This window comes from Glutamicibacter sp. X7, assembly GCF_054889245.1.
The window spans coordinates 2,237,138-2,260,405 of the sequence record NZ_CM142678.1; the positions used below are offsets into that span (position 1 = coordinate 2,237,138).

The 23,268-nt window shown below is 62.3% G+C and carries 15 protein-coding genes; 7 read left to right on the forward strand and 8 right to left on the reverse strand.

The genetic code is table 11. The features are described from left to right. Positions 1-53 precede the first annotated feature (53 nt). Positions 54-2,672 carry a DNA gyrase/topoisomerase IV subunit A gene (locus ACYU0X_RS10755; protein ID WP_309406610.1) on the forward strand — a complete coding sequence of 873 codons (2,619 nt, stop codon included), beginning with the start codon at positions 54-56 and terminating at the stop codon, positions 2,670-2,672. On the opposite strand, the gene cydC is transcribed toward ACYU0X_RS10755, so the two are convergent. The 3 genes from cydC to ACYU0X_RS10770 all read right to left on the reverse strand — a co-directional run bounded on the left by cydC (position 2,625) and on the right by ACYU0X_RS10770 (position 8,638). Continuing rightward, positions 2,625-5,927: a thiol reductant ABC exporter subunit CydC gene (gene cydC / locus ACYU0X_RS10760; protein ID WP_461900654.1), complete on the reverse strand. Its 3,303-nt coding sequence runs from the start codon at positions 5,925-5,927 to the stop codon at positions 2,625-2,627. The genes ACYU0X_RS10755 and cydC overlap by 48 nt on opposite strands. A 71-nt stretch (positions 5,928-5,998) precedes the next feature. Further along, positions 5,999-7,024 (reverse strand): cytochrome d ubiquinol oxidase subunit II, encoded by a 1,026-nt coding sequence (cydB, locus tag ACYU0X_RS10765; protein WP_418906917.1) that lies wholly within the window; start codon positions 7,022-7,024, stop codon positions 5,999-6,001. 18 nt (positions 7,025-7,042) lie between these two features. Continuing rightward, positions 7,043-8,638, reverse strand: coding sequence for a cytochrome ubiquinol oxidase subunit I (locus ACYU0X_RS10770; protein ID WP_418906918.1), 1,596 nt, complete (start codon positions 8,636-8,638; stop codon positions 7,043-7,045). A gap of 273 nt (positions 8,639-8,911) precedes the next feature. Here ACYU0X_RS10770 and ACYU0X_RS10775 point away from each other — a divergent pair, with 273 nt between their 5' ends. Together ACYU0X_RS10775 and ACYU0X_RS10780 are read left to right on the forward strand one after the other, a co-directional pair. Further along, positions 8,912-9,283: a BlaI/MecI/CopY family transcriptional regulator gene (locus ACYU0X_RS10775; RefSeq protein ID WP_418906919.1), complete on the forward strand. Its 372-nt coding sequence runs from the start codon at positions 8,912-8,914 to the stop codon at positions 9,281-9,283. Positions 9,284-9,308: 25 nt separating this feature from the next. Continuing rightward, the gene (locus ACYU0X_RS10780) at positions 9,309-10,292 is read left to right on the forward strand and encodes a M56 family metallopeptidase (protein ID WP_418906920.1); all 984 of its coding nucleotides are present in this window, start codon (positions 9,309-9,311) and stop codon (positions 10,290-10,292) included. A 73-nt stretch (positions 10,293-10,365) separates the two neighbouring features. On the opposite strand, the gene ACYU0X_RS10785 is transcribed toward ACYU0X_RS10780, so the two are convergent. Next, positions 10,366-12,474: a DNA gyrase/topoisomerase IV subunit B gene (locus ACYU0X_RS10785; protein ID WP_418906921.1), complete on the reverse strand. Its 2,109-nt coding sequence runs from the start codon at positions 12,472-12,474 to the stop codon at positions 10,366-10,368. 212 nt (positions 12,475-12,686) lie between these two features. Here ACYU0X_RS10785 and ACYU0X_RS10790 point away from each other — a divergent pair, with 212 nt between their 5' ends. After that, on the forward strand, positions 12,687-12,908 hold the full coding sequence (locus ACYU0X_RS10790) for a DUF7455 domain-containing protein (RefSeq protein WP_309406601.1): 222 nt from the start codon (positions 12,687-12,689) through the stop codon (positions 12,906-12,908). A gap of 151 nt (positions 12,909-13,059) precedes the next feature. Here the strand turns inward: ACYU0X_RS10790 and ACYU0X_RS10795 are convergent, their stop codons facing one another. The 4 genes from ACYU0X_RS10795 to ACYU0X_RS10810 form a co-directional block, all read right to left on the reverse strand. Further along, positions 13,060-14,271: an RNA polymerase sigma factor gene (locus ACYU0X_RS10795; protein WP_418906922.1), complete on the reverse strand. Its 1,212-nt coding sequence runs from the start codon at positions 14,269-14,271 to the stop codon at positions 13,060-13,062. Positions 14,272-14,534: 263 nt separating this feature from the next. Continuing rightward, a complete protein-coding gene (locus ACYU0X_RS10800) occupies positions 14,535-15,641 on the reverse strand; it encodes a DUF4192 family protein (protein WP_418906923.1) in 1,107 nt (368 codons plus the stop codon). A gap of 62 nt (positions 15,642-15,703) precedes the next feature. Next, positions 15,704-16,993, reverse strand: coding sequence for an MFS transporter (locus ACYU0X_RS10805; protein ID WP_418906924.1), 1,290 nt, complete (start codon positions 16,991-16,993; stop codon positions 15,704-15,706). Further along, positions 16,990-17,952, reverse strand: coding sequence for a proteasome assembly chaperone family protein (locus ACYU0X_RS10810; RefSeq protein ID WP_418906925.1), 963 nt, complete (start codon positions 17,950-17,952; stop codon positions 16,990-16,992). The genes ACYU0X_RS10805 and ACYU0X_RS10810 overlap by 4 nt, the downstream gene beginning before the upstream one ends. Positions 17,953-18,184: 232 nt before the next feature. Between ACYU0X_RS10810 and ACYU0X_RS10815 the strand changes: the two genes are divergently transcribed. The 3 genes from ACYU0X_RS10815 (at position 18,185) to sucB (ending at position 23,264) form a co-directional block, all read left to right on the forward strand. After that, complete coding sequence (locus ACYU0X_RS10815; protein WP_418906926.1) at positions 18,185-19,696, forward strand: leucyl aminopeptidase; 1,512 nt, start codon at positions 18,185-18,187, stop codon at positions 19,694-19,696. 270 nt (positions 19,697-19,966) lie between these two features. After that, a complete protein-coding gene (gene lpdA / locus ACYU0X_RS10820; RefSeq protein WP_418906927.1) occupies positions 19,967-21,346 on the forward strand; it encodes a dihydrolipoyl dehydrogenase in 1,380 nt (459 codons plus the stop codon). Positions 21,347-21,515: 169 nt separating this feature from the next. Next, on the forward strand, positions 21,516-23,264 hold the full coding sequence (gene sucB, locus ACYU0X_RS10825) for a 2-oxoglutarate dehydrogenase, E2 component, dihydrolipoamide succinyltransferase (protein ID WP_418906928.1): 1,749 nt from the start codon (positions 21,516-21,518) through the stop codon (positions 23,262-23,264). Positions 23,265-23,268 lie beyond the last annotated feature (4 nt).

Here is a 23,268-nt window from a genome sequence, read left to right on the forward strand (position 1 = left end):
AGGCGTGGCCCGCAGCAATCAGGCCGCAGCAGATGAAGGGCGCAATCAGAGCAATGGCTCGCAAGAAGACTGAAGAGATTCCCGCAGATTTCGTGGAAAATATCGTCGACATCGACGTGACCAATGAAATGGAGTCTTCGTTCCTGGAGTATGCCTACTCCGTGATTTACTCCCGTGCCCTGCCCGACGCCCGTGACGGGCTGAAGCCGGTGCAGCGACGCATCCTGTTCCAGATGGCGCAAATGGGCTTGCGCCCGGACAAGGGCCACGTGAAGAGTGCCCGCGTGGTGGGCGAGGTGATGGGTAAGCTCCACCCGCACGGTGACGCGGCCATCTACGACGCCATGGTGCGTATGGCCCAGTCTTTCTCCCTGCGCTTGCCGCTGATCGATGGCCACGGCAACTTTGGTTCCTTGGACGATGGTCCGGCCGCGGCCCGTTACACCGAAACCCGATTGGCGGCCTCGGCCGTGGCGATGACTGCGAACCTCGATGAAGACGTGGTGCGCTTCGTACCGAACTACGACAATCAGTTCATGCAGCCCGAAGTGCTACCGGCGGCCTTCCCCAACCTACTGGTCAACGGCACCACTGGTATTGCGGTGGGTATGGCCACGAATATGGCCCCGCACAATCTGCGTGAGGTGATCGCCGCCGCCCGCCACCTTATCGAGAACCCCGAGGCCACCCTGGCCGAGCTGATGAAGTTTGTGCCGGGCCCCGATCTGCCCTCCGGCGGCACCATTGTGGGCCTCGACGGTATCAAGGATGCTTACGCGACCGGGCGCGGTGCCTTCCGCACCCGTGCCACCGTGGCGCTCGAGAAGGTTTCGGCGCGCAAGTCCGCCCTTGTGGTTACCGAGCTTCCCTACGGGGTCGGCCCCGAGAAGGTCATCGAAAAGATCAAGGACGGGGTGACCAACAAGAAGATCACCGGCATCTCGGATGTCGTGGATCTGACCGACCGCAGCCACGGTTTGAAGCTGGTCATTGAGCTGAAGAACGGCTTCAACCCCAATGCCGTGCTTGCCGGGCTGTATAAGTACACCCCGATGGAAGATTCCTTCGGCATCAACAACGTGGCGCTGGTCAACGGTCAGCCGCGCACCCTGGGGTTGCGCGAGCTGCTGCAGGTCTATGTGGATCACCGTCTCGAGGTGGTGCGTCGTCGTACCGAGTACCGTTTGAAGAAGCGCCAGGAACGCCTGCACCTGGTCGAGGGTCTCTTGATCGCAATCGTCGATATCGACGATGTCATTGCGATCATTCGGTCCTCGGAGCAGACCGCTGAGGCGCGCGAACGCCTGATGACCGTCTTCGACCTGTCCGAGGAACAGGCAAGTCACATTCTGGAACTTCGTTTGCGCCAGCTGACGAAGTATTCACGCATCGAACTCGAGGCCGAGGCAGAGCAGCTGCGGGCGGAAATCGCCGAACTGCTCGAGATTTTGGGCTCCGACGCGCGGCTTCGTCAGGTGGTGTCCGACGAGCTCGCCGAAATCTCCGAGACCTTTGGCACTGATCGGCGCACCAAGTTGAGCAAGTCCGCCGATCTGGCCGCGCTCAAGGGCACGGCCATGCCCGAACCGGTCGGCACGGGCAAGAAAGCAACCATGGCCATGGAGGTCGCCGACACTCCGTGCTGGGCCATGCTCTCGGCCACCGGTCAGATCGCTCGCACGCAGGACCGCACGGCCGTTGATTTCTCCGGTCCGCGGTTGAAACATGACATTCTTTCGTCGCAGGTGGCTACCAGTGCCCGCGGCGAAATCGGCGCGTTGACCTCCAAGGGACGCATCCTGAGGGTTTCGCTGATCGATGTGCCCGTGATCGCCGAACATCATGGTTTCCCACCCCTGGCCCAAGGTGTTCCGGTGGCCGAGTTCTTGCGCCTGCCCAAGGATGAAAAGGCCATCGCTCTCGTGCCGCTGAATCGGGTGCTCGCCCTTGGCACCGCTCAGGGCGTGGTCAAACGGGTCAACCCCGAGTACCCGCTGAACCGCGATGAGTTCGAGGCGATTACCCTCAAGGACGGCGATACCGTCCTCGGTGCTGCTCCGGCCGACGATGACGATGAGCTCGTATTCATCTCCCGCGGCGCCCAGCTCCTGCGTTTCGCGGCGTCCGCGGTGCGCCCTCAGGGCCGCACCGGTCGCGGTATGGCCGGTATCAAACTGGCCGAAAACGACACCGCGATCTTCTTTGGTGTGGTGCCGTCCGGTGCACAGGACGCGGTGGTGGCCACGGTCGCGGCCGGTGCCCAGTCGCTGCCGGGCACCTCAGGGCAGTCGGTCAAACTCAGCCACTTTGACGAGTTCCCGGCCAAGGGACGTGCCACCGCCGGTGTGCGGGCGCAGCGTTTCGTCAAGGGTGAAGATCATCTGCAGCTGGGCTTTGCCGGCCTCGGACCGGCACGTGCCTCCTCGCCTGCCGGCGTGGTCCGTGCGCTACCGACCGAGTTTGCCAAGCGTGACGGTTCCGGGGCGCCGCTGGCGCACAGCATCGGCTTGATCGGCGGCAGTCTGGAACAACCCGGAGACAACGGCGCGCCTGCGGCGGCGTCGGCTCAGCCGGCGACCCCCGCCGAGGCTCCGGCCGAGACCCCGTCTCGTCCCACTGTGCAACTAGGCGAGGACACCTTGCCCTTCGACGACGGTGGCGTGCTGCTCTAGCCTAGGAAGCACGATGCGTCCGGGGCAGCTAGCGGCCAAGGACGCATCGTGCGTGATAAGCACGACGGTGCGTCCGGCGAGCGCGGTCCGCAGGCTCTGCATCAGCTCGGCTGATTCATCCGTTCCGAGGTGGGCGGTGGGTTCATCGAGCAGGATCACTTGGCCGCCACCGAGCAGTGCGCGGGCCACCGCCAACTTACAACGTTGACCGCCGGAGAGGTTATGGCCCGAACTGCCGATTCGGGTGTCCAACCCGTGTGGCTGCTCGGCTAACCAGCGCTCGAGTCCGACGGCCCGTAGAGTCTGGCGCAGAGTGTCGTCGCTGGGCAGTTCTCCACGTACCCCCAAGAGCAGGTTGCGGCGCACCGTGGAATCAAACAGGTGTGCCTCCTGGGGACACCAAGCCACCGGCAGCAGGCCCTCCGGCGCAGCCACCGCCCCTCCCTGCGCGTCAAGCAGGGTGAGGGTGCCGTCGCTAGGTTTCAACGCCCCGAGTAACGCGGCCATCAGGGTGGATTTTCCGGCGCCCGACGGTCCGGTGATCGAGGTCCACTGGCCCGGTTCGATACGCGCGTTGAGCCCTTGGACGATTACCCAGTCGGTTTGGTAGCTCAGGTTCAGGTCGGTCAGTTCGTAGCCGTGCACGTCGGGCACCTCGGATTCGCTCGCGAGCTGTGATTGTGGGGCGTTCAACCCTTGTGCGCTCATCCGGTCGGTGGCTGTGCGCAGGGCCGCGAAGTTCTGCACCGCGCTCATGGCCCCACCGGCCGGGTCGGCCAGCGCGAGGGCGAGCAGTACGGCCAAGGCCGTTTGGGCGGCGTCTACCTGGCTGGTGGCGATAACGTGCACGGCCAGCAACGCGCAAGATAGTCCGGCGAGCGCTGGCCCAATCCCCTGCCCCCAGGCTTGGCGGCGTATCCGTGCGGTGTTTTGGCTTTCGGCCTGTGCCAAGTGCCCTAGCTTGTCATCCAAGCGGTTGTAGGCGCGTAGGGCGAACCGGTGCCGTAGCAAGCTCATGGTCTGCTCGCTCACACGTACCCGATGCAAGTTGGCCTCGGCCAGTTGTTTGCCTTCGATGGCTCGTACCCCGAGTGCCAGCGGTCCGCCGAGCACGAGCAGGAGAACCAGTGCCGCCATCCCAAAGCTCGGCTGGATCAGCCATAGCGCAACACAGGCCGCCAGCATGGTCAGCGCGGCGGTAATGGGAGGGAAAATGACCCGGGCGAGCAGATCGCGCAGTTGGTCGACCTCGGCCAGCAGGTAGCGCAACACCTTGTTGCCCCGTCCCATCAGTCCCCAACGTGCCGGATCGCTCACCATGGCGTTCCAGATCTTCTCGCGCAGGGCGGTGGCATATCGCAGCACCGCATCGTGAACCGCGAGTTGTTCGAGGTAACGGAACACTGCCCGGCCGATCCCCAGGGTGCGTACGGCCACAAAGGCAACCGTCAAATGCAGGATGGCCGGCTGGTAGCTGGCCTGCACGATCAGCCACCCGCTGAGCGCAGCCAGCGCGGTGGCACAGAGCAAGGACAGCGCCCCATACCCGATGGCCTTACGGGCCGATGGGAAGGTGCGAAGCAGTTCGCGGCTCGGGCGCCACGTCGGTCGCTTGGATGCTGCGGTGGCCTGAGCCGGCGCCGACATCTCGCTGGCCGTGTGCTGGGGTTCGGTCTCGCTCGCCGCTTCGGGCCGTTGTTGGGACCGGGTGACCGCGGCCTGCGTACCGCCTAGTAACGGATCGTGGCTGGCCAGCAGCACCGCGCAATCCTCGGGCAATTCCTCGAGTAGTTCGCGCACAACCCGGGCATTCTCGCTATCCAGATGCGCGGTCGGCTCATCGGCGAGCAACAGGCGCACGGTGGGATCGCTGTGCACCGTCAAGCATGCGCGGGCGACCTCGAGACGGCGCAACTCCCCTGGTGAGTATCCGGCGATCGGCGTATCGAGCAAGGAAGCCAGTCCCAGCCGCTGGCACATCTCGGCGATCTGCGTTTCACTGGCCTGCGGGGCGTCGAGCGTTAGCTGGTCTCGACCGGTGGGCTCACTGAACTGCGGATGCTGGCTGATCACCGCAAGGTTAGTGCCTAGGGTGATCTGTCCGCTAAGAAGCTGCGGCGCAAAGGCCGCGGGCCCAAGCCGGCTCTCGGCGATGGCCGTGAGCAGGGTTGTTTTCCCGGTACCACTGGGGGTGTCCAACAGCTGGCGCTGCCCGAAGCGAAGCCGTAGCGAATAGTTTCGATACACCGGTTCGTGCCCTGGGTAGCGAAGGGTCAGTGCCTGTACCTGAAGTGCGCTATCGGCCTTCGGCTCCGATTGCTCCTGCACGTCGACTGGCGCCTTCGAGGTGGGGTGGAAATTCTGTAACCGGTCATAGGCGGCTAGTCCTTCATCGGCGGCGTGGTAGGCCGATCCCACTTCGCGTAGCGAGCCAAAGACCTCCGGGGCCAGAATCAAAATGATAAGCCCGGCCGAAAGCTCCATGCCTCCCCCGACTAGGCGCACACCGATGGTGACCGCCAGTACCGCCACCGACAGCGTGGAGATCAGCTCCAGCCAGAAACTCGACATGAACACGGTGCGCAGGTTCGCCATCGTTGCCTGCCGGTACCGGTCAGAGGCTCGGGCCATGGCGTTGCCGTGTTCTCGGGCTCGTCCCAAACCTATGAGCGCCGGTAGCCCCAAGGCCAACTCGTAGAGTTGCTTCGACAGCGCGTCGAGGCTCTGCTGCGAGTCACGGATCGTGTCTTGGGTGTGCAGGCCAATGAGCGCCATGAACAGGGGAACCAGCGGAATGGTCAGCGCTAGAATCAGCGCGCTGAGCCAATCCAAGTACAACGTGTAGGCGCCCAGTAGCACCGGAAGCACGGCCGCCGAAGTGAACGCGGGAATGAACTTGCCGAAGTAGTCGTCGAGCTTGTCGATCCCGTGGCTCGCTAAGGTCGCGGTACCGGGCACCGAGAAGTCATCCTCATCCGCCCCGATCACCGGGCGTTTGGCGGCGGTGCGCAACAACTGGGCTCGTAGCCGTTCCTTGGCACCGCTGCCCAGTCGGCGCGAGGCCAACGACAATCCCCAGGCCGCGATGGCGCGCAGCAGCGCGCCGGCGACGGCGAGATACAGGTAATTACCCGCTGGCTGGCTCTCCCCTGCCAGCCCGGCAAGCCACCGGCCCAATCCGGTAGCCAGAAGGATCAGACCGGCGGCCTTGAGCACACTGAAGGCCGCCAGGGCGGCCAGCTGGCCGCGCGTCATCAGTGCACTGGGGAGAAAGCGCGGTGATCTCATCTGTTGTGCCTTTCGAAATATGGAGTGGGCGCGCTAGCCTAGTCGACTACCGAGAGCACCGCATGGGGCTCGGGGATATGTTCTTCGCGCAAACGCTTGCGGAACACCCAGTAGGTCCACGCTTGGTAGGCCAATACGAGTGGGACACCGAATGCGGCTACCACGCTCATCAGTTGCAGGGTACCGGTCGTGCTTGAAGCGTTGTGCACGGTGAGGTTGAAAGCGGCATCGAGGCTCGAGGGCAAGACCACCGGGTAGGCGGCGGTGAAGATCGCCGCGACCCCGCCGAGCAACATGAGCCCTAGGCCAAGGAAGGCGAGCTTCTCACGGCCGGCCTTGGCGAACAGCCAGGAGCCCAGCAGCGCCGCCACGGCCAGCGCGGTCAGCGCCCATGCCGCCACCGACGAACTACGGCTGACCACGATCAGCACCCAGCCCAGCAACGGCAGAACGGCTGGCAGTACGAGCCGGCTGAACCGTCGGTTGGCTGCGTGACGGATGGGACCATCGGTTTTCAATGCGAGGAAAGCCAAGGCGTGAATCAGGCAGAAGAGCACCACCGCAAGGCCGCCGAGTAGCGCGTACCCGTTGAGCCAGGCGAAGGCCCCGCCGACTCGGTCACCGTTGGCGTCCAGGGGTAAACCGGTGGTGGTCAGCGCCAGCATGGCGCCCACCCCGAAGGCCGCAACCAAGGACCCCAATCCAAGCGCGAGGTCCCAGAGCCGACGAGTCACCAGGGTGGTCGCCTTCCCGCGGTACTCAAAGGCGACGGCGCGGAAGATCAAGGCTAGGAGCACCAGCACCAACGGTATGTAGAGGGCCGAGAAGAGCGAGGCGTACCAGTGTGGGAAGGCGGCGAATGTGGCGCCGCCGGCGGTCAACAGCCAGACCTCGTTTCCGTCCCAGACCGGGCCGATGGTGTTCAGCAGCACGCGCTTACGTTTTTCATCGGTGCGCCCGAGCCCGATCAGCATGCCAACGCCCAGATCGAAGCCTTCAAGGAATAAATATCCGCACCAGAGTACGGCGATCAGAATAAACCACAGCGTGGTAAGCCAGTCCATGAGTCGTTCCTCTGCTTCCTAGTAGGCGAAGGCGAGCACGTCGCCGCCGTCGGATGGATCGTGATCATCATGTGGATGCCGCTTGTCATCCTTGGTGAGCTCGGGCATCGCCGAACCAACCCCGCCACGGATGTATCGGGTCAGCAACACCAGCTCGACCACCAGCAGCACCCCGTACACCAGGGTCAGTGCGATCAGCGAGAAGAGCATCTCGCCGGCGCTCACCGAAGGAGAGACGGCCGCGGCGGTGTACATGAAGACTTGGTCAACACCGCCCATTTGCGGATTCGGGGCCACCACGAAGGGTTGCCGTCCCAGCTCGGTAAAGATCCACCCGAAGGAGTTGGCGCCAAAGGGTGCGGCTATGCCCAGCAGGGCCAGACGGGAGAGCCACTTATTCGCTGGAACGGTCCCCTTGCGGGTCAGCCATAGCGCAACACCGGCGGCCACCGCGGAGAGCCCGCCGAGAGTGATCATCAGCCGGAAGCCCCAGTAGGTCACTTCCATGACCGGCACGTAGTTAATTTCCTGCCCGGCATGCTCACCGTAGCCCGGATCATCCGGGTAGTGCGTGCCGTACTTCTGTTGGTACTCCGGGATCAGGGTGTTCACGCCCTTGACCGGGGTGTCGAAGTCCCCATTGGCCAGGAACGACAGCAGGCCGGGCAGTTCGAAGACGAAGGCGATGTCGTCGCAGCCCGTGGCGCCGCTCTTGGAAATGTCACCGATGGTCAGCACCGAGAAGCCGGTTCCGTCGTGACAGGCCGCCTCGGCTGCGGCCATCTTCATCGGCTGCTGCTCGAACATCAGCTTGGCCTGCTCGTGGCCGGAGAAAGCGACACCGGTGAAAGACACCAGGGCGACAACGGCGCCGACGCGTAGGGAGGTCAGCCAGACCTTGTGGTCCGTTTTGTCGCGGTTCCGCCCCTTGCTCAGGTCTTCGCCGACGATCACCTTGCCATCGGCGCCGACGGTGTCAATGCCATCACGCCGCCGCCGGTAGAGGTGAAACCACGAAATACCCAGCAGGAAGCCGCCGGCCACCGCGAAGGCGCCGAAGATCGTGTGCGGGAAGGTGACCAGCGCCGTATTGTTCGTAAATACGGCCCAAGGGTCGGTCATCACTGCGCGTCCGTTGATGATCTCGGTACCGACCGGATGTTGCATCCATGAGTTAGCGACAAGAATGAAGTAGGCCGAAAGGATGCTGGCCAGTGCCGCTAACCAGATGGTGGCAAGGTGAAGTTTCGCGGGAAGTTTCTTCCAGCCGAAGATCCACAAGCCCAGGAAGGTGGACTCGACAAAGAAGGCTAGTAGCGCTTCCATGGCCAGCGGGGCGCCGAAGACGTCCCCGACGAACCGACTGTATTCGCTCCAGGCCATGCCGAACTGGAATTCCTGGACGATGCCGGTGGCCACGCCCATCACGAAGTTAATGAGGAACAGCTTGCCCCAAAATTTGGTCATGCGCAGCCAGTGCTCATTGCCGGTACGCAACCAGACGGTTTGTAGCACCGCGACGGTCAGCCCGAGGCCAATCGTCAACGGCACCATTAGGAAGTGGTAAACGGTTGTGATGCCAAATTGCCAGCGGGCAATCTCCAAGGGGTCCATTTGTTCCTCACCTTCATGGTGCTCGAACCTGAAGTTTCTACGAGCTGTAGAAATCTGCTCAATACCCACCATACCAATTTCGACAACGTGTAGAAATCCCTTGAGCGATGATTCCCGTTTCAAGTCAGCGTGCGGTACGACACAGGGCCCGACACTTTTACGCCATGTAGAAAAATTCGCTCAGCGGCTATACACTTAAAGCCCCATGCGGGTAACGTGCCGAAACTTCGGCCCATCCCGTGCACGATCGACAACATAGTGAGGTAGGACCTGGTGGCCAGTCTTGGCGATCTGGAACGATCCGTAATGGATCTCCTCTGGGACTCAGCAGAAGCGTTGACCGCGAACGACCTTCGCGACGAGCTGGCGGCTAACGCCGGCGATTCCAAGGAGCTCGCCGTCACCACCGTACTGACGGTGCTGGCGCGCTTGGAGAAAAAGGGACTGGTCGAGCGTGAGCGCTCCACCCGCCCACACCGCTACACGGCGTCATCCTCCCGTGAGGATCACACCGTCGAACTGCTCAACGAAGCCCTGGGCAATGCGCAGGACCGCGAGGCAGTACTTGCACGCTTCATCGGCGGCATTTCCCCCGACGAAGCCGCCGCGCTGCGTGCTATCTTGGATTCACCAAAATCCGCTTAATTTTTCCGTAGAACTCGAGGTATGAGTGCTTCTGACCTCATATTTCCTAGCGGCGTTGGCTGTGGTACTCGCATGGCCGACGCCGTTAGCTTTGGCGCGCGCAAAATGGCCAGCTAGAGCCCCGGTGCAGGCCGTGCTCCTCTGGCAGGCGATCGCACTGGCCGGTGGGCTTTCGATGATCGGCTCCATGCTGGTCTGGGGGCTCTCCCCGCTGGGCGATGACCTGATTACCGCCCTCGGCCGCGGGGTGAAACTCGTACTCGGCGCACCAGATGTGCCTTACCCGGGGATCGTTCACCTCTTTGCCCTGAGCGCCGCGGCCCTCTTCGGGTTTCACCTGGTCCTCACCCTGATCCGCGCCACCTGGCGCATTTCGCGACAACGGGCCAAACACCGCCATTTATTGGGGTTGCTCAGCAACCCCGCCGCTTCCGGCCCCGATACTTTAGTCCTGGACCATGACACGCCGGTAGCCTACTGCGTCCCGGGCCTGAACCGCTCGGTCACCGTCTTATCGCAGGGACTACTCGACCAGCTGACGGCGGATGAACAACGCGCCGTCCTGGCCCATGAGCGCTCCCATCTCGATCAGCGACATGATCTACTGATTCTGGCCTTCACCGCCTGGCATGAAGCTCTCCCGTGGCTTCCGACCTCCAAACTAGCCCTGGACGCCGTGCGCCAACTGGTCGAAATGCTTGCCGATGATCGGGCGCTGACTCAGGTCACCCGGCCAACCCTGCTGCGGGCCATCGTGGCAGCGTCATCCTCGGCCGGAAGCACTCCAGCTAAACAGCAGCCTTCGACCACTGCAGGTGGGCAGTTAGCCAATCCCCTCGAAGGCACGCCGGACGGCGAACTGTCGGCCCGCCGCATCCAGCGTCTACTCACCGCCGAACCACCGCTGAAACGCAGTGCCGAAGCGCTGATCTTTGTTGGCACAGTCTTGTTGTTGGTCTGCCCTACGGTGCTACTAATTGCTCCACGCCTACTGGACCCCAATAGTTAAACGCCCAGGCCGCCGGCGTCGCTCCCCGCAGGGAGGACGTCGGCGGCCTGTCGGTATCTAGGCTACGGGCGTACTAGACGTCGATGCGTTCCAGCTCGACGTTCTCGGCCCCGTCAATAATGAACTTCTTGCGCGGGGCCACATCCGAGCCCATCAGCAGATCGAAGACCTCTTCGGCCGCCTGCGCATGTTCAATGCCTACACGGCGCAACATACGGTGACGTGGGTCCATGGTGGTTTCGGCCAATTGGTCCGCGTCCATTTCGCCCAGACCCTTGTAGCGCTGAATCGGCTCCTTGTACTTTCGCCCCTCGGCTTCCAACTTAGCCAGTAGCCGGTTCATCTCCTGTTCCGAATAGGTGTACACCACCTCATTGGCCTTCGAACCGGGGTTGACGATCTCAATACGATGCAGCGGCGGGACGGCGGCGTACACCCGACCCTCCTCGACCATCGGGCGCATGTAGCGGTAGAACAGAGTGAGCAGCAGGGTGCGAATATGCGCCCCGTCCACGTCGGCATCGGTCATCAAGATGACCTTGCCGTAGCGTGCCTGATTTATGTCGAAGGTGCGTCCCGACCCAGCGCCGATGACCTGAATCATCGAGGCGCACTCGGTGTTCGAGAGCATGTCGGAGATGGAGGCCTTCTGGACGTTGAGGATCTTACCGCGAATCGGCAGCAGGGCCTGGAACTCACTCGAACGCGCCAGCCGGGCGGTACCCAAGGCGCTATCGCCCTCAACGATAAAGAGCTCGGAACGTTCGACCTCTTTGCTACGGCAGTCGAGCAGTTTCGCCGGCATCGACGAGGACTCCAACGCGGTCTTTCGGCGCTGGGTTTCCTTGTGCATGCGAGCCGAAACACGCGTCTTCATCTCGTTGACCACCTTTTCCAGCAAGGTGGTGGCCATGGCCTTGTCATTACGCTTGGTGCTGTTCAACCGCTCGCTCAGGCCCTTATCGAGGACCTTGGAGACGATCTGCTTGACCTGCGGCGTACCAAGTACTTCCTTGGTTTGGCCTTCGAACTGCGGTTCGGCCAGCCGGACGGTGACCACGGCGGTCAGCCCGGCCATTACGTCTTCCTTTTCCAGCTTGTCTTTCGGGCCGTACTTAAGCTTGCGGGCGTTGCCTTCGACGGCTTTACGAATGGTCTTGAGCAGGGATTGCTCGAAACCGGATAGGTGGGTTCCGCCCTTGGGGGTGGCGATGATGTTGACGAAGGTTCGGATGCTCGTGTCGTACCCAATACCCCAACGCATGGCGAGGTCGACCTCGCAGACACGCTGAACATCCTGAATATGGCTACGCCCGTTGTCATCGAAGACCGGAACCTTCTCGTGGAAGGTTCCGCTTCCTTGAATGCGCCAGATATCGGTCACCGCCGAATCGTTGGCTAAGTAGTCGACAAACTCGCTGATACCACCATCGTGGTGGAAGACCTCTTCATGCGGCCCCTGCTCCCCTGGGGTCCCTGCCACGCCTCGCTCGTCGCGCAACACGAGACGCAACCCGGGAACCAAGAATGAGGTCTGCCGCGCGCGGTTTTGCAGGTCTTCGTAGGAGAACTTCGAATCGGGTGTAAAGATGTGGGTGTCGGCCCAGTACCGGATGCGGGTACCGGTGACCCCGCGCTTGGCCTTGCCAATAACTTCGGGGGCAGTGGCCTGCTCGAAGGGGGTGAAGGGTGCGTCAGCCTTCGGTTTCCCCCGGTCGGTGAAGCGGCCCGGCTCGCCGCGCCGGAATTGCATGGAATAGGTCTTGCCGCCACGATCCACTTCAACGTCTAATCGAGCCGAAAGGGCGTTGACCACCGAGGCACCCACGCCGTGCAGACCACCGGATGCGTTATAGGAGCCCCCGCCGAACTTGCCACCGGCATGGAGCTTGGTAAAGACCACTTCCAGGCCGGACAGGCCCGTGCGCGGTTCAATGTCCACCGGGATACCGCGTCCATCATCACGGACCTCGACGGAACCATCGGCGTAGAGCACCACGGTAATGGACTGCCCGAATCCGCCGAGCGCCTCATCGACGGAGTTATCGATGATCTCCCAGAGACAGTGCATGAGGCCACGAGAATCCGTGGAGCCGATGTACATACCCGGGCGCTTGCGTACTGCCTCGAGCCCTTCGAGCACCGATAGGTGTCGGGCACTGTAATTTTCGCCTGCGGCCACGATCGAACTAACTCCTGTACTGCCTAGATGAGATCGAACGAATCTATTCTAATCGTTCACGTGTTCGAACCGTGGAGGCTGCGCCGTCCGCGGCACTGCGCGCTGGTGTTATCCACATTCTCTACGCGGTGAGCGAAAGCAGGGCCAAATCGGCATAAAGTCTCAGCCATTACTGGTTGTATAGATTAACCATCGATTTAGGGAGGTTGGCAATGACTACTCAAACTGTGAGCCGAGAGCTCAATGCCCTTGACCGCTGTGACCGTTGCGGCGCCCAGGCGTACGTCAAGGCCGTGCTGGCCTCCACCGGTGGCGAACTGTTGTTCTGCGCACACCACGCGCGTGCCGTAGAGCCCAAGCTTCGCCCGCTGACCTCGCTCTGGCAGGACGAGTCAGCGCGCTTGTACGAGAAGCCGAAGGTTGACGCCGACTAGTCTCGGCGCGACCTCGCGGCCAACTAAGGGCAGTTCCTATGCGGAACTGCCCTTAGTCTTTAACTACCATTCTGGCGTGCGCGCCATCAAACACCGGTGGGGTGGGAACGACTGCAGTCATTCCCACCCCACCGGTGTTTAATTCTGTTCTTTAGTCGAGGTAATCGCGAAGTACCTGCGATCGCGACGGGTGACGCAGTTTCGACATGGTCTTCGACTCGATCTGGCGAATACGCTCGCGGGTGACCCCGTAAACCTTACCGATTTCGTCTAAAGTCTTCGGCTGGCCATCGGTCAGACCGAAGCGCATTGCCACAACACCCGCCTCACGCTCGGAGAGGGTATCAAGCACCGAGTGCAACTGCTCCTGCAACAGCGTGAAGGACACGGCATCGGCTGGAACAACAGCTTCGGAGTCTTCAATCAGGTCACCGAACTCTGAATCTCCGTCTTCACCCAGCGGAGTATGCAGAGAGATCGGCTCACGACCGTACTTCTGAACTTCGACCACCTTTTCAGGGGTCATGTCCAGTTCCTTGGCCAGCTCCTCCGGGGTTGGTTCACGCCCCAGGTCCTGCAACATCTGGCGCTGCACACGGGCGAGCTTGTTGATGACTTCGACCATGTGCACCGGGATACGGATGGTACGGGCCTGGTCGGCCATTGCACGAGTAATTGCCTGGCGAATCCACCAGGTGGCGTAGGTCGAGAACTTAAAGCCCTTGGTGTAGTCGAACTTCTCCACCGCGCGGATCAGACCCAAGTTGCCTTCCTGGATCAGGTCCAGGAACAGCATGCCACGGCCGGTGTAGCGCTTTGCCAGCGAAACGACCAGTCGAAGGTTCGCTTCCAGCAGGTGGTTCTTGGCGATCTTTCCGTCGTGGATGATCTGTTCGTAATCCCAACGCAGACGCTGCTCCATGGAGCCGTCGTCCTTAGCCAGCTTATCCGCGGCAAACAAGCCAGCTTCAATGCGTAGCGCCAGGTCAACTTCCTGCTCAGCGTTCAGCAGTGCGACCTTACCGATCTGCTTCAGGTAGTCCTTGACCGGGTCCGCGGTTGCACCGGCGACCAGCACCTGCTGCTGCGGCGCGTCATCATCTGCGGTGGACAGCGTGAACCCCTTGGACTCGGGTTCGCTGGCCTCGACGTCCTTGACGGCGGCTTCGTCCGGCTCCACCTCGGTGTCATCGTTGAATTCGCCGGCGTCGGTGGTCTCCCCTTCCGGCTCCACAGACTTAGTCTCGGCCGTCTTGGCCTTGCTCACACGCTTCTTCGCGGCAGGCTTGGTTACCTTCTCCTCGGCCTCCCCCGAAGTCTCGGCGGCTGCTTTACGATTAGCGTTCGTCTCAGAAGATGACACGAAAAACCTTTCTCACGATGCGTTCCGGATGCACCTACCGGCAACACCACTATGACCCTGTCAAGTCCGAGGGCCTTCGCCGAAGCGACTGCCGAGGGGGCACACTGTCTATCCAACGTGCCCACCCCTCGTTTTGTTCCATGCGATGCACTGCACGGGCACAAAACGGATCGAACCTAACCGGGTCTGTTGAACCATTATCCACGAATCGGGTCCGCGGCACCACTTGGCCCCAAGCGTGGCGTTGCGCACCGGCACCGAAGCTAGTCATGTACGGCCCGCCACGCATGTTCCGGGTCGACCGCCCATTGCGGCATGAGCCCGCGTGTGACCATGTCCCGGAGCAACTTAGCCAGTCGGTAATTTGGAGATTCCTCCAGTACGGATTTGAGCAAGGTCATGGCCAAGCTTCCGCGTCCCCGAGCCCATTCAATCCATGCCAATATGCACAACAGGGCGCTATGGTGTTCGCCCTGCGCGACCCCCAACAAGTCTCGGCAGAGATGCCACAGCCGATCCACCCCTTCCCACTGCGGGTAGCGCTCACCCTTGCCCAGTAAATAATCGGCCATATCCGACACTTCCGGGCCCTCGCGTCCGAGCGCTAGTTGCCGGATCAGATTCACCGCCCGGTCGGATCCGACACCAGCCAAGTAGGGCAACACATCTCGTACCAGCCGCGCGCTAAGGCCCCCAAGCAGTCTGGCGCACAACATGTGATCTTGACGCATGAGGGTACTTGCAACCGAAACGGGGTGGCTCAGTACATGGGCCCAAGCGTCAAGGGAATCGAAGATATCCTCGCACTCGGGTGCCGCCGCTAGCGCCCGGATGCTGGCTGCTTGAGGCCAAGGGCTAATCCCACCCCCATCCCACGGGGTGGCTAATGGAGCCGAACCAGCCACCACCAATGCCGCGTTCGTGGCATTGTCCCTGAGGTCACCGAGCGCAAAACTTTCCCTGCCGGACGGGGCCAGATAGTCCCAACCCCACTTCTCACCGATGCACCAGCCACGATGTGTAAACAGTCCGCGCTGCTCGAGGGAGCTGACGGTGTTGCGAAAGAGGCTCGCATAAGGGGCCTCGGTGCTTGCGGCGTCCGGGCCATCGGCGTAAAAAACAATGATGACCGATTCGACGGTGGAGAGTTTCCCGATAAGGTCGCCGACCTGCCCGAGCCAGCGCTCATGATCTGGACTTTCACGCTCGCCGGGCAGATCTACGCGTAGTGTCGCTTCGAGTTTCCGGCCGGTCAGAAGCAGGAATACCGCCGATCGGTGCGGCAGGAAACCCAAGGCGTGAGGGATATAGGCGAGTACGTCATCGCATTCGCTGAGGGACAGGGGCTGGCGTTCTGGAGTTGTTGTCATGCACCCCAGCGTCACCTCGGCATCCGACCGCTAGGGCCTCATGCCGACGAACTGTTGACGACTTAACGCGCGGCCCCTTGGACACGTGCTTCGCGGGCCACCTGTTCGCGGGCCTTACGGCGATTGCGCACCATGAACACCACGCCAATTACCGCAATGACCAGCTGGAGGCTTAACGCCACCCGAAAGGCGTCGAGGTTATACAGCGAGGTGCCGGGAGCATCGTTGAGGTGGAGCCAGTCCATAATCAACCCAATGAGGTAGATGGTAAGGAAGCCTCCGAAGAAGCCACCGGTATTCACCACACCGGTAGCGGTCCCCATCAGGTGCGGCGGGTTAAAGGTGCGGGCAAAGTCGAAGGCGATCACCGAAGCTGGACCACCGGCCGCCACAGCCACCATCAACACGATCAACAACCACAGCGGGGCCTGCCCCGGCCACAGCAGCACCACGGACCAGCTCAAGATCATGAGGAACACGACGGTCAGCGCGAAATTCGAACGACGTTGCGGGTAGCGGGCCGTCAACGCCCCCAGAATCGGGCCGAATACGATCGCCACCACCACGAACACCGACATCACCGACGAAGCCAGCGCATCATCTAGCCCTTGGCCCTCGACGAGGAATGGGTAGCCCCAGCTGAGCATGAACACATTGCACATGAAGGCGGTGGTGAAGTGGGTCCAGAATCCCAGCTTCGTGCCCGGTTGCCGCCAAGCCAGCGCCAGGCCTTGCCAGGCCCGTAAACGCTCGGTCGACCCCTTGTGACCGAAGTCCTGACCATTGCGCACGAAGGCGATAGTGGTCAGGAACGTTGCGAGGGCCAGTCCAGACATGATGGAAAAGGCCGGAGTCCACCCGAGTGCAACCAGTAGCGCGTGAAAAGGGATCAGGCTAACTAGCTGTCCGAGCTGCCCGAAGGTGCCGGTTAACTGCGTGAGCAGCGGAATACGATTACTGGAAAACCACATCGGCAGTAGCCGGAGCACCGACACGAAAACCATCGCGTCGCCGGCGCCGACGAAGATACGGCCGGTCAACCCCAGACCGACGCTTTCGGCGACCGCCAGCATCCCCTGACCTAGGGCCATGATGGCCGCACCACAGGTAATCAGTAGCCGCGGGCCGAAACGGTCAAGGGCAAGACCCACCGGCACCTGTGCCCCGGCATAGACGATCAACTGGACTACCGAGAAGGCGGCCAGCACCTGGGCGCTGGCCGTGAAGCGTTCCGTGGCCTCGATCCCGGCGACTCCGAAACTCGTGCGCTGGGCTACTGCGGATAAATAGGTGAGCACTGCGGCAACGAAAACTACCCACGAACGCGCCGAGTTGAGCTTAATCGTGTTCACGATTCGGGTGATTCCCCTGCCTCACGTTGGTGTGCCGCGTCCAACCACGGGCCGGTGTCCCCAAGCGAGGCCAAGAAGTCCTCGGCACGTGCCCCGAGCTGCTCTGCGTCGGGCAGATCCTGGTCAACGTCCACCAGCAAGGAACGCTGTTCATGCTGGTGCGCATGCGCATCGAACCGCGCCTCGAAGCCATCGACCATTTGCTTGACGTCTTCGCTGCTGGCCAGCTGTTCGGCCAACTGGCCCTCGACCAGACGGGCCGCTTCACGCAATTTTTCGGTGGGCAAGGCCAGCTTCAGGGCCGCGCCCAGGTACTCCAGACCCGCCACGGCAACGGCCGGGTACTCCGATTCGGAGAGGTAGTGCGGGGTATGTAGCGAGTAGCCGACCACGTCCCGCTGCTGATCGTTGAGACGAATCTCGAGCAGCGCGGTAACGCTTGCCGGGGTTTCGGCGGTGGGCGACCAGGTCGAAATGTTCTCGATCAGATCTTGGCGATTGCCATGAGCCGTCACTCCGATGGGCCGGGTATGCGGCACCGGCATCGGTAGCGAAACCGCCGAGGCCGTCAGCGGAACGTTATAGGCATCAACGAAGCGGCATAGTTCACTAACGAACCGCTCCCACCGCAAATCTGGTTCGACGCCGGTGAGGAACCAAAACTTCCGCCCCAGTTCGTCAGTGAGCAAATAGATGTCGATGCCCGGGGCCTGATAGCCGGCAAAGTGGTCGGCCACGAAAGTCACACGCGGGCGTTGGGCGCTGTAGCAAACCAGCTCGTCGGCATCGAAACGCGCGAACAATTCGGCATCTAAAGCGGTTAGCAATCCATTGCTCAACTGCGCGTGCAGATGACCGGCATCCGAGGCGCCCTTGAGCGAAATCAGCATGCCCAGTCCCTGCAGCTCAGGATCGTCGACGCGCTCGCCGACCAGTTCCAGTAGACGCTCCTGCGACATTTGGCTCCTTCCCTCTGCACGGCCTCGAGCCGGGCAAGGTGCCACCGGCTCGAAGGTTCCAAAGAACCATTCTATCCCCGCGGGTACTTTGCTCACTGTGAACTAGGGCACCGTACGCTCCGACCTCGACTACGATCAGTACCGGAGTACGTACCGCCCGCTTGGTCGCATCATCGACCACTTTGGCGGGTGCACGCCCCAACCCTACAAAGGCATAGTAAGGAATGATTTTGTGATCAACTCCAACGATCTGAAGTTGACTGTCATCGGCACGGACATCAGCCGTCAGGGCAGCGACGCCCTCGTGCTGGGCTTGTTCAAGCAGGAGAACGGCGTAGCAATCGCCGCATCTCCGTTCAGCGCCGAAATGACCCGCGCCGTGGAAGCTTCACTGGCTAGCATCAACGCCACCGGCAAGGCCGACGAGTTGCTGCTGCTCCCGCCGGTGGCCGAAACCAAGGCTAAGGTTATGGCATTCACCGGCCTTGGCGTCGCCGATGACGCCTCGTTGGACGACGAACTGCTCCGCCGCGCGGCAGGTTCGGCCGCACGCCAGCTGAGCAATGTGAGCACCGCGGTGTTCAGCCTGCCGGCCGAGACCACCGCTCGCGTGTCCGCCGTGGCCGAGGGTATCGCGCTCGGCGCCTACCGCTACGAGAACTACCGGGTGGCTTCCAAGAGCAGCAAGCCAACCCTGTCCGAAGCACAGATCGCCACCGAACGCTCAGCGGACAAGGACCTCATTGAGGTGCTCAAGCATGCCGCAGCCATCGGCCGCGCCGTGCGCGGTACCCGCGACCTGATCAACGCGCCGGCCAACGAGCTGTACCCGGAATCTTTCGCCTCGGCGGTAAAGGACTACGCCAAGTCCTTGCCCCTGAAGGTCACGGTGTACGACGAGAAGAAGCTGGCCAAGGACGGTTTCGGCGGCCTGCTCGGGGTCGGCGGCGGCTCTAATCGCCCACCGCGCCTGGTCAAGGTCGAATACGCACCGGCCAAGGCGGCCAAGCACCTAGCTTTGGTCGGCAAGGGCATCACCTTTGACACCGGTGGCATCTCCATCAAGCCTGCCTCGGGAATGCACGCCATGAAGTCGGATATGTCCGGCGCCGCGGCGGTCTTCCAGAGCATCTGCGCCGTTGCCGAACTGGGCCTGGACGTCAAGGTCACCGCATGGCTGTGCCTTGCCGAGAATATGCCCGGCGGCAAGGCCACCCGCCCCGGCGATGTCATCAGCATGTACGGCGGCAAGACCGTCGAGGTGCTCAACACCGACGCCGAGGGACGCCTGGTCATGGGCGATGGTTTGGTTGCTGCCAGCGAGGAGCACCCCGATGTGGTCATCGACATCGCCACGCTCACCGGCGCCCAGATGCTCGCCCTTGGTCTTCGGACCGCCGGCGTGATGGGCACCGAGTCCGTGCGCGATGCGCTCATCGAGGCGTCAAACACCGTGGGCGAACTTGCGTGGCCCATGCCAATTCCGGAGCAGCTGCGCCCGAGCCTCGACTCGGAGGTCGCCGATCTGGCCAACATCGGCGAACGCATGGGTGGGATGATGACCGCCGCGGCCTTCCTGCAGGAATTCGTCGGCGAGGTCGACGGCCAGCAGATTCCGTGGGCACATATCGACTTCGCGGGCCCGGCCTTCAACGAAGGTTCAGCATGGGGTTACACCCCGAAGAACGGTACCGGCAGCCAGGTGCGCACCCTTGTGCAGTACGCGGCAACCTTGGCCGGCTAACGCGTTGAGCCGACGCCCCTTGGCGTGAGATCGACCCGGTGTGGGCGGAGCGAAACTCCGTTCCACACCGGGTTTCGTGTTCCACACCGCATTTAGCCGTGAGCTTGCTACCCAAAGATGACTCACGGGCGCCAACGGGGCTAAGGTAAGTTCTGAAACATCACCAGCGGATGAATGCGAAGAGCCTGACAGGGCACTTCGCCATCTGCGACCCGATCCTCTGGCCGGCGAACGCCGACCATACTATAGCTATTACGAGGGAGCGTTCACGTGGCCGAATCGGCAGCAACGCAAGAATTTGATGTCCTCATCCTCGGCGGTGGATCCGCTGGATACTCGGTGGCGCTACGCGCCGTCCAGTTGGGCTTCTCCGTTGGTTTGATCGAACGCGACAAGGTCGGCGGCACCTGCCTGCACACCGGTTGCATTCCCACCAAGGCCTACCTGCACGCCGCTGAGCTGGCAGAAAACGCCCGCGAAGGCGCGAAGTACGGCATTCACACCAGCCTGGAGTCCATTGACTTGGCTGGCGTGCGCAGCTACAAGGACGGCATCGTCGCTGGCAAGCACAAGGGCCTATCCGGCCTGCTAAAGATGAAGAAGATCACCGTCATCAACGGCAACGGCCGCCTGGTTGGCCAGGACACCATTGACGTTGACGGTGTCGCCTACAAGGGCAAGAACATTGTGTTGGCCACCGGCTCCACCTCCAAGACCTTCGGTCTGGAAATCGGTGGCCGCGTGCTGACCAGCACCGAAGCCCTGAACATGGAGACCCTGCCGAAGAGCGCCATCGTGCTCGGTGGCGGCGTCATCGGTGTCGAGTTCGCCTCCGTCTGGAACTCCTTCGGTGTCGATGTCACCATCGTCGAAGGTCTGCCGTCGCTGGTTCCGAACGAGGACCCGGCCATCATCAAGAACCTTGAGCGTGCTTTCAAGAAGCGAGGCATCAAGTTCAACACCGGCGTGTTCTTCGAAAAGGTCGAGCAGGACGCCAACGGCGTCAAGGTTCACCTGGCCGACGGCAAGACCCTCGAGGCCGACGTCGTGCTCGTGGCCGTAGGCCGCGGCCCGGTCACCGAAAACATGGGCTTCGAAGAGCAGGGCATCACCATCGACCGTGGTTTTGTTATCACCAACGAGCGCCTGCACACCGGTGTTGGCAACATCTACGCCGTGGGCGACATCGTTCCCGGCGTGCAGCTGGCACACCGCGGTTACCAGCACGGCATCTTCGTTGCCGAGGAAATCGCTGGCCAGAAGCCGACCATCGTCGAGGACATCAACATCCCGAAGGTCACCTTCTGCGAGCCTGAAATCGCGTCGGTGGGTTACTCCGAGCCAAAGGCTAAGGAGAAGTTCGGTGAGGACCAGATTGAAACCACCGAGTACAACCTGGCCGGCAACGGTAAGTCTTCGATCCTCGGCACCAGCGGTCTGATCAAGATGGTTCGCGTCAAGAACGGCCCGATCGTCGGCGTGCACGGCATCGGCGGCCGCATCGGTGAGCAGATCGGCGAAGCCCAGCTCATCGTGAACTGGGAAGCCTACCCGGAGGACGTGGCTCAGCTTATCCACGCCCACCCGACGCAGAACGAGTCGCTGGGTGAGGCCGCCTTGGCCTTGGCCGGCAAGCCGCTGCACGGCTAGTCACGTGCCATAAGTCACGAAGTAGCGCGTTTTATCCGGCGCGCTACTTCGTGCACTAGGCTCAGAGGCACGCCTCTCAATTTCGGCCGACCGTACCGCCACGTCCACGACGCAGAGCGGGAACAGCCGGTCATCATCAAAGCTTTGAAAACTGAGGAGATACGGGAAGATGTCTGAAACCGTAAACCTGCCCGCACTGGGCGAAAGCGTTACCGAAGGTACGGTAACCCGCTGGCTGAAGCAGGTCGGCGACCGCGTAGAGGTTGACGAACCGTTAGTTGAGGTTTCCACCGATAAGGTCGACACCGAGGTTCCATCGCCGGTTGCCGGCGTCATCGAGGAAATTTTTGTTGGCGAAGACGAGGAAGCCGAAGTTGGCGCCCCGCTCGTTCGCATCGGCGATGGTTCCGGTTCGGATTCGGGCTCGGACGCGCCAGCCGCCGAGGAAGCACCTGCCGCTGAGGAAGCTCCGGCCAAGGCTGAAGAAGCACCAGCCGCTGAGGCACCGGCTGCACCCGCTGCTGGCGGCGAAGCCTCGGGTACCGAAGTCACCCTCCCCGCCCTGGGCGAGTCGGTTACCGAAGGTACCGTCACCCGCTGGCTGAAGGAAGTCGGCGACGAGGTAGCTGTCGACGAGCCGCTGCTTGAGGTTTCCACCGATAAGGTCGACACCGAGGTTCCGTCCCCCGTGGCCGGCACCCTGCTAGAGATTCGCGTTTCCGAGGACGAAACGGCTGAGGTCGGTTCGGTTCTGGCAGTCATCGGTGCCGCTGGTGCCGCTCCGGCTGCCGAGTCCACCCCGGAACCGGCTGCTCCAGCCAAGTCCGAAGCACCGGCAAAGTCTGAAGCTCCGGCCAAGACCGAGGCTCCTGCCGCCGAAGCACCGGCTGCCGATGTCCCGGCAACTCCGGCGCCGGCTCCGGCAGCACCTGCTGCTCCTGCAGCCCCTGCCGCACCGGCCTCCGAGGCGCCTGCTGGCAACGATTCGGGCTACGTCACCCCGCTGGTACGCCGACTGGCTAACCAGCACGGCATCGACATTGCTTCGGTCACCGGCACCGGTGTCGGCGGACGCATCCGCAAGCAGGACGTTTTGGACGCAGTGGCCGCCAAGGAAGCCGCCGCAGCAGCCCCGGCACCGGCCGCACCCGCCGCTCCAGCTGCCAAGGCAGCTCCGGCCGTCGAAGCTTCCTCACTACGTGGCACCACCGTCAAGGCTCCTCGCATCCGCCAGGTCATCGCCCGCCGCATGCGCGAATCGCTGGACACCTCGACTCAGCTGACTCAGGTCCAGGAAGTCGACATGACTCGCGTGGCCAACCTGCGTAAGGCTGCCAAGGCTGGCTTCAAGGCCACCAACGGTGTGAACCTGACCTACCTGCCGTTCATCGCCAAGGCCGTTGCCGAAGCACTGAAGCAGCACCCGTCGCTGAACGCAAACTACGACGAGGACAAGCAGGAGATCACCTACCACAACGCCGAGCACCTGGGCTTCGCGGTAGATTCCGAGAAGGGCCTGCTGGTTCCGGTCGTTTCCAACGCTGGCGACCTGAACCTCGCCGGTCTGGCCAGCAAGATCGCCGATGTCGCCGCCCGTACCCGCGGTAACAAGATCGGTCCGAACGAGCTGTCCGGTGGCACCTTCACCATCACCAACATTGGTTCGGTAGGGGCCCTGTTCGACACCCCGATCATCAACCAGCCTGAGGTTGCCATCCTGGGTACCGGCACCATCGTCAAGCGCCCGGTCGTTATCACCGACGCCGAAGGCAACGACGTCATCGCCATCCGCCAGATGATGTACCTGTCGCTGACCTACGATCACCGCATCGTTGACGGCGCCGACGCCGGTCGCTTCCTGCAGACCGTCAAGGCACGTCTTGAAGGCGGCGCTTTCGAGGGTGATCTCGGCCTGTAAAGGT